This is a genomic window from Bacillus sp. JJ864, from assembly GCF_036963045.1.
GTDB classification, from domain to species: domain Bacteria; phylum Bacillota; class Bacilli; order Bacillales; family Bacillaceae_G; genus Bacillus_A; species Bacillus_A pseudomycoides_C.
On sequence record NZ_JBALLY010000136.1, the window covers coordinates 1 to 8,729 of the forward strand.

Consider the following 8,729-nt stretch of genomic DNA (forward strand, 5'->3'; position numbering starts at 1 on the left):
TCGCCGCTCAATTGCGACTCCCTTATGTTAACATCTCAGTCATTCAATGTCAACTAAGTTTTTTATTTCATTTTCGCTTTCTGCTTTGTTTCAGCAGCAACTCGTATAATACTACACCCTTTTATTTTAAACGTCAATACGTTTTTCTAATAAAATATAAAAAGGCTCATTTCCTATCAATAAGCCTTTTAGCTACCTCTAGTTAATAACGTATAAATCACTGCTACCGCTCTCACTAGCCCCTGCTTTTATATCGCTTTTTCAATTTGGCTATAACCCAAGTTATTTTCTTTATATAACTTATACAACTTTCATCTATATCAAGTTACGAAATATCCGCAAATCAACTGAACCTTCCATATTTTATTAAACCAAAAAGGACTAGGCATCCCCTCCTAGTCCTTTCAAAAAACCCCTTTATTTACGAACATACATGAAATAGAGTACAAACAAAATTGCCATGACATACATAATCGGATGAATTTCTTTTCTTCGTCCTTTCACAACCATTGTAATTGGATAGAAGATAAACCCAATCGCAATTCCCGTTGCAATACTGTATGTAAGCGGCATTGCAATAATTGTAAAAAATGCCGGTACTGCCGTTTCGAATTTCTTCCAATCAATTTCTCCTAATGATGAAACCATCAACACCCCTACAATAATTAAAGCTGGTGCTGTTACTGATGGTGTTACTACACTTAATAATGGTGAAAAGAAAAGTGCTAATAAGAAAAAACCTGCTGTTACAACTGCTGTAAATCCAGAGCGGCCTCCTGCTGCTACCCCTGCAGAGGATTCAATATAAGACGTCGTTGTTGATGTACCAAGTATTGCTCCGATTACAGTTGCAATCGCATCAGAGAATAACGCTTTCCCCGCACGTGGTAATTTATTATCTTTCATTAAGCCAGCTTGATTGGCAACCGCCACAAGCGTTCCTGCTGTATCAAAGAAATCGATAAAAAAGAAAGTTAATATAACAACGAGCATCTTAGCGGTAAAAATATCTCCAAGGTGTTGAAGAGCAACTCCGAATGTCGGTGTTAAGCTTGGAACTGCACCAACAATCGACTTTGGTGTATCAATTAACCCTGTTGCTACACCAACAATTGCTGTAAGCACCATTCCAAAGAATACTGCACCACTAACGTTTCTTGTCATTAAAATAACGATTACAACTACACCAAAGATAGCAAGTAATGTCGTTCCTTTCGTTAAATCACCTAAACCAACAAGCACAGCATCATTATTTACAATAATCCCCGCATTTTGAAAACCAAGAAATGCGATGAACAACCCAATTCCAGCTGCTACTGCAAACTTTAATTCTGTTGGAATTGCGTTAATAATTTTTTCACGAAGGCCGGAAGCTGTAAGAAAAATAAACATAATACCTGATACTAGTGTTCCAGCAATCGCCGTTTGCCATGGAATCCCCATTGTTAATACGGCTGTATAAGCAAAGAAAGCATTAATCCCCATTCCCGGCGCTAGTGCGATTGGATACTTTGCAAAAATCCCCATAATTAGTGATCCAATTGCCGCTGCTAAAGCTGTAGCAACAAACACTGCTCCCGGATCCATTCCGGTTCCTGCCGGCAATCCCTTAACATGTCCCAGCGATAGTGTAGCGGGATTAACAAACAATACATATGCCATAGACAAAAATGTTGTTAATCCTGCAATGAACTCTGTTTTATAATTTGTGCCGAGCTCATCGAACTGAAAATAACGTTTCATCCTATGTTTCCCCCGTTATATAATTGCTCGTCGCACTCCTTACTAGCCCCTTTTTTATCTTTAAAAATAAAAAAGGCTTCCAATGCATTATACATGGAAGCGTCTGTAAACAAAGGCAAGTATCCCTTACCCTTATATTAAAACGCCTCGTAGTCAAGCCATTTACGGTAGCAAGGTAGAAACTTTCGGGCCATATTCCCGATATTATACGACGGCTGAAGTATTCATTTTTATTATTAATTACATATTCATATTAACTCATATACAAGTAAGTGTCAATTTGAAAAACGAACGTTTTTTACTTAAAATTAATTTTCGTTCGTGTAAAGGCAAAAAAAAGACGGTCCATCTATACATAAAGGTATAGATGGATCGTCTTCTATAGTTTCACCTTATTCCCACTCAATTGTTGCTGGTGGCTTAGAAGTAATATCATACACGATACGGTTAACGTGTTTTACTTCGTTTACGATACGTACAGAGATTTTCTCTAATACATCCCAAGGAATACGTGCCCAGTCTGCTGTCATACCATCAATAGATGTTACTGCACGAATACCTACTGTGTAATCATACGTACGCTCATCACCCATAACACCTACACTTCGCATACCAGGAAGTGCAGTGAAATATTGCCAAACTTCACGATCTAAACCTGCTTTTTTGATTTCTTCACGTAAAATTGCGTCAGATTCACGAACAATTTCTAATTTCTCTTCTGTAATTTCACCTAATACACGGATACCAAGCCCTGGACCTGGGAAAGGTTGACGCCATACGATTTCATCAGAAATTCCTAGTTCTGCTCCTAGTTCACGTACTTCGTCTTTAAATAACGTATTTAAAGGCTCGATTAACTTAAACTGCATATCTTCTGGAAGTCCACCAACGTTATGGTGAGATTTAATTGTTTGTGCAGTCGCTGTACCACTTTCAATAATATCTGTGTACAGTGTACCTTGTGCTAAGAAGTCCATTCCTTCTAATTTAGAAGCTTCGTCATCGAATACATAAATAAATTCATTACCGATGATTTTACGTTTTTGTTCTGGATCTTCAACACCTGCTAATTTGCTCATGAAGCGTTCTTGTGCATCCACTTTAATAACGTTCATGTGGAAGCCTTCGCTAAATGTTTTCATAACCCCTTCAGCTTCTCCTTTACGAAGTAAGCCATGATCAACGAAAATACATGTTAATTGATCCCCAATTGCTTTATGAATTAATACAGCTACAACAGAAGAGTCTACGCCGCCGCTAAGTGCACATAATACTTTTTTGTCGCCAACTGTTTCACGAATCTTTTCTAATTCTACTTCAATAAAGTTCTCCATGTTCCAGCCTTCAGTACAACCACAAACACCGAATACAAAGTTCTTAATTAAATCATTACCGTGCTCAGAGTGACGCACTTCTGGGTGGAATTGTACGCCGTATAAGTTTTGTGCTTCGTTGCTCATTCCAGCAATTGGACAAGATTGACTTGTTGAATCTACTACGAAACCTTTTGGTAGGCCTGTTACTAAGTCACCATGGCTCATCCAAACAACTTGCTCTTCTGGAAGATTTGTATATAATTTCGATTCGTTCTCTACCTTTAATACTGCTTTTCCGTATTCACGATGGTCTGCACGTTCTACTTTCCCACCAAAGTGCTTTGTCATTAACTGCATGCCGTAGCAAATACCAAAGATCGGTAAGCCTAAGTCAAAGATTTTTTCATCGCAGTGGAATGCACTTTCGCCATACACACTGTTCGGTCCACCAGAGAAGATAATTCCTTTTGGATTCATCGCTTTAATTTCTTCTGCTGTGATTGTATGTGGATGAAGTTCACTATACACGCCAAACTCACGAATGCGACGTGCAATTAACTGGTTATACTGACTTCCAAAATCTAAAACGATAATCGTATCGTGCTGTTTCTTCAAAATAATCACCCCATAGTTCTGTATATAAACATTTTCACCAATTTGGTAAAAACAATTACCAATATAATAAAAAAAGCCAGTCCCCTGCCCTCAGTCTCATAACAAAGAAAAGGCAGGAGTCTAGCTTTATAAAGGAATTTGTTCCTTATAAATATAGACGCACTGCCTTCATAGTCAGGTCGTTTACGGTAACCCGGTAGAGACTCTCAATCCATATTATTGAGGATATATGAAGGAACGTTTAATATTATCTTTCTAGATTCTAACAATGAAACGTGAATACGGTCAAGGAGAAAGCGACAAAATTCTACAGAAATTATTTCCCTATATAGTAAGACTACTCTCAACGATTGATATCAAATACCATTCAACGCAAAAAGACTACCTCCTTTCATTAGGAAGTAGTCTTCTTACTAACTATTTATACATTGAACAGCTTCTCAAATGAGGGCTTATTACATCATGCCGCCCATCAAGCTTTATATATAGTAGAAGAAAATAAATGCAAAAAGGGCTATTATATCAATATCCTCAAGCAATTTCATTACTTAAAAATATACAATTTCAAACCCTCTCGGACACTTTTCGGACACCACCAAGGATATGAATAATGTTCACAACCTTGGTTTTCGTGATTGCATTAGTACTTCATAGATGCCGTCCTCTGTTAGGAACATCATTTCTCTTCTTTGACCTGAACTAAACATTGTTTCGACCAGCTTTTCATCATCATCTACTCGTTCGGATATTCTCCCGAGCGAAACACCTATTTCCAAATATAAAACCATTCAGAATGGATAAAAGCTCCCTATGAACCTAATAGACACCTTATAATCCACTATGTTACTAGAGGGAATTTCCCCTCCAGTTATATTTGGTGTTACCAACTTTTTAGCGTCTCGTCACCAAAGATGATTCGACATCACTGTCGAGCCGCTAAAATTCAAGGTACTGATGTTTTCATAAAGAATTCCATCATTTTCAACTTAGTTTCTTCACTTGGCGGATTATCTAACACAGTTCTTTCTTTACTTTCCATAAGAGCAACTCACCTTTCATTTTCGATACGGATAAGTTTTACTTTGAAGATTTTTTACATCTTTTCTTTTGATCTCCCTTATAAGTGAATGTAGTAGATAAAACTCCATCTTCCAAAACAGTTTTTCTTTCATACTGCGCTAGAAATTCTTCATCAACTGACGATTCTATTTCTTCACCCACTCGCCAATATCCAGCACGAAGTAAAAACTCAGAAAAACCTTCTGGAATTGGCAACTCATAGCCATCTAAAGTTATTTTAGTGACTTCAATACCCTCTCTAATAATCATCGACTCACCCTTTCATTTTGAATATGGATAAGTTCGCTTTGAGAGAGAGTAATACCTTTATGATTGAAACAAAAAAAGAGACCTTTTCATGGTCTCTAAAATTATCTCTCAATAAATCCATTTCTTAGTTATACATCAAATCAGAATATGCTCCGTTACTAGCTTTTTTTTTATCAACTAAAATTTCAATATTATAATTTTCAAAAGAATGATCTAAACATTTTTGGAATTCGTCACGAAGACCATTTATCTTTTGTTCGTCTTTAGATGAATAGACATTAAAAATAATACTAACATCATTACGTTTTTTTATACGTATTCTAATATCTTTTTCATTTATAATCAGTCCCTCATTATTAGCTATAATTATAAGCTGATTTGAGAAGGCTTTGAACCTTTTGTATGCTTTATGCCCAAAATAGTCTTGCACTCGAGTACAAATCCAATATATACAGGGAATGAGCAATGGTATAGCTGATAAATATATTTTTTCTGAATGAATACTATATAAACAAACTAAATTCACAACAAAAAATATAATAGGGACAAACAATATGGTGAATATATATAAAATAGATATATCGAAAAAAGCATTCTTATTGAATTGCTTTAATATAACAACAAATATTACACTCATTAGAATCAATGTAATAATATTAATAATTAATACCATATTGTTCCCCCCCCTTAAATATTATTGTGCTATTTTTATATCCACCGCTCTAATAGTGGCTGAATTTTTAAGGCTTACGATTTCTAATTTGGCTATACCTAATATTTTATTTTCTGGTCTCCAATAATCACTTAATAATTCTTTCAGATTTTTTAATGCCAATACTAATTTATATGAACCACTGTTTGCCAAATATTCCACTTCAAAATTCTCCACAAACTCTCTGTTTTCCTTCTGTGGTCCTTCATCTATCGTGAAGGTGAACTGTGATGTTAATTCTAGATCAGGCACGTATTGCTGATCTATATCAAGAACTTTGAAAATAAAATCATAATTTTCCATGTCAGATTTGATACTAATGTGCTCAGATGATGTCTCAAAAGATACATCTAATTCAACATTTTTAATTATCTTTATGGAAGATGTGTCGCTATATATCTCAAGCGTATGACATTTATTCAAATGCTTATCATTTAATACTTTACGATTTCCAGATTCATTCACACGAAATTGGTATTCAACATTTTCCAAGTTAAGTTTCTCTACAAACTTTTCTACATCAGAAACCGTGGCTGAACCTTTAATAATTTTCTTAGCAATTTGTTCATCAATTATAAAATTAAAACTTGCCTCTTCACCAAAGAAATCTACATATTTTATTTCTACTTCTCTATCTATATCATGATATACCACTTGATAACCTGCCACACCTTCTGTGTTATTGAATTTATAGTCAGGTTTAATTCCTTGAAGACCATGTGCAGATGCCACCCTGCTATAAACTGCATCTTCTGTTAAATGCACAAGATAAAATTTATCCTTAAATAAAAACTCCACTTTGGATGCTACATTGTAAAAATAATAAAGAGTTAATTTCTTTTTCTTCTCTGTATAGTCATATTCATCAATTGTAAAATACTCAATTTCATTTTTTCCATGTTTTAATACATTGGCGTCAAAATTAAGAGAACTATCCTCAATAATATATTCTACACCATTTATTAAAATATGCGTCTGTTTTGGCTCAAAATCTCCAGCAACGATATCTTTTATATGCAAAATAATATTATCTTTTCCAAAATAAACTTCTTCTTCTTCTAAACGGGTTAAATACTTACCTGAGAACTCTATACTAGTCGATGGAGGATTTACTTCTCCCTCATCAACAGCTACGTCATTCAATGTTAAGGTTTGTTGAATATCTCCATCTTTTTTTAGTACAAGAGAGCTTTGTTCTATCTCATCCTTTAAAATAAACTCAGCTTGTAGATCAACGTCAATTTCAAAAGCTTTAAAAGCTTTACGCTCAGTTATTTGACCGTTTTCATACTTCTCTAAGCTAATAGATGTAAGCCCCTTATCATAAGCATCAATAACCAACCCATTGAAGTTATCAATGCTCGTTTCATCATTTTCATTAAATATTACATATGTTGTTGAACCAATTTCATCTACCTCATAATCCGTTTGCATCAATTCTCTAATCTCATCAGGATCTATTGTTTCAATATTACCATAGATAATATTTCCATCATTATCTCGTATTGAAATATCAACAGGACACGCTATTTTACTAATATATCCACTAAATTTTTTGTAATATGGACTATTCAAATCATTAAATATCGAATCATTTGGAATGAATTCATTATCGTTTATTATGCCTTTTATTAAGTCGATAATTCCCTTCTTCCAAGGCAATCCATTGTGCGATGCTCCATTAACAAAATAGGCAAAATAATTCTCTCTATCTCTCAGATTAGAATAAGCACTCAATAATGGTACAGTTCCATCACCTTCATCGTAATAAACATACGGCTCTTTTCGAGCATTTTCACATATAATCTTAATCGTGCGTTTTCCTAGCCCTATGATTTCATGTAATTCTATATCATCGGCTATATCCTGGTTTAGTAGGCTATAGTACTCGTTAAACACAGAATCAAAGGAATGATTTTTGGAGAATTCCTCTTGTAAAACCCCTTGAAAGAAATCATCAAATTCATCAAAATAACTATCATTAAAGAAATAAGGAACACAATTCATAGTCTTTAAACGATCTAAAAAGCTGCTTGTAGGAAGTAGCTGATAAACACTCGGAAATTGCCTACAAATTCTCTTAGCTGCCTCTTTACCTATATATTTCCAATACTTATCTGGTACCTGGGAACCATATAGTAAAGTTTTTACAGAGTCCATCGAACCCTTCCATGGTGTACCCAATGTTATTAATTTTTTCACCTTCTTAATTTCAGGATCGTCTTTGTATTCGTTAAGGCATAACTTAGATATTATCCCCCCCATACTATGAGCGACGATATATACTTCATCTACATCCATAGAACTGATTTTTCCCCTTAACATGTTTAAGTGCTCAGTATTATTTATACGCCAATCATATATAAATTCAGTTACTATAGGTAAATTATGTTTTAATTCTCGTTTCAAACGTTTATAGGTAAAAAGTAGATGAGATGGCTCTACTTCCTTCTCAAGCGGTGTTAGAGTATTAGCATAATGTTCATAAGATCCAAAATTAATTGGCCAAATTTTTTTACCTTCTTGTTTAAGTACACTTCCCATTGTTCCAGGAATGATAAGTATACCGACTCTGTTATCAGACAAAACTATTCCCCCTCTTAGAAGCTACACAAGTCTATTATAAATAGAAATGAAATATTTTTTCATAATATTTCCCTTATATACTTTATTTTCTATCATTTTCATAAATAATCCAATAGAAAATATAATTATTATAACAGAAAATCCTTTTATCAATTTATACAAATAAAAAAACCGATACTCATTAAGAGAATCAGTTTTTCTGTAATATAGTCAAAATATTAAATTTCCAAGCGATACACAACTTGTGCTGTCTTATAAGTTGGTCCACAATGATACAAACTGCGCTGGTACATTTTCAAAATATAATACTTCTGGCGCAAATTCAGTTTCAGTACAGCCTTGATTTTTACACATCTCTCTCCAGATTTGCTCAATCTCACTATAATTCTCATCATAATCTTGAAAAGGAATCATTGTCTTCCAATAAG

Annotated in this window: 5 protein-coding genes and 2 riboswitches; all 5 genes read right to left on the reverse strand. The window is 34.3% G+C overall.

Features of this window, described 5'->3' with window-relative positions; genetic code table 11:
• Window positions 1-417: 417 nt before the first annotated feature.
• Window positions 418-1,743 carry an NCS2 family permease gene (locus tag V7024_RS19255; RefSeq protein ID WP_335522822.1) on the reverse strand — a complete coding sequence of 442 codons (1,326 nt, stop codon included), beginning with the start codon at window positions 1,741-1,743 and terminating at the stop codon, window positions 418-420.
• Between the two features lie 130 nt (window positions 1,744-1,873).
• A riboswitch (purine riboswitch) is annotated at window positions 1,874-1,976 on the reverse strand.
• 159 nt (window positions 1,977-2,135) lie between these two features.
• On the reverse strand, window positions 2,136-3,674 hold the full coding sequence (guaA, locus tag V7024_RS19260; RefSeq protein ID WP_438824486.1) for a glutamine-hydrolyzing GMP synthase: 1,539 nt from the start codon (window positions 3,672-3,674) through the stop codon (window positions 2,136-2,138).
• A 151-nt stretch (window positions 3,675-3,825) separates the two neighbouring features.
• Window positions 3,826-3,927, reverse strand: a riboswitch (purine riboswitch).
• 824 nt (window positions 3,928-4,751) lie between these two features.
• Window positions 4,752-5,003, reverse strand: coding sequence for a hypothetical protein (locus V7024_RS19265; protein WP_335522823.1), 252 nt, complete (start codon window positions 5,001-5,003; stop codon window positions 4,752-4,754).
• Window positions 5,004-5,127: 124 nt separating this feature from the next.
• Complete coding sequence (locus V7024_RS19270) at window positions 5,128-5,676, reverse strand: hypothetical protein (protein ID WP_335522825.1); 549 nt, start codon at window positions 5,674-5,676, stop codon at window positions 5,128-5,130.
• Between the two features lie 21 nt (window positions 5,677-5,697).
• Window positions 5,698-8,301, reverse strand: coding sequence for a lipase/acyltransferase domain-containing protein (locus V7024_RS19275; protein WP_335522827.1), 2,604 nt, complete (start codon window positions 8,299-8,301; stop codon window positions 5,698-5,700).
• Between the last annotated feature and the right edge of the window lie 428 nt (window positions 8,302-8,729).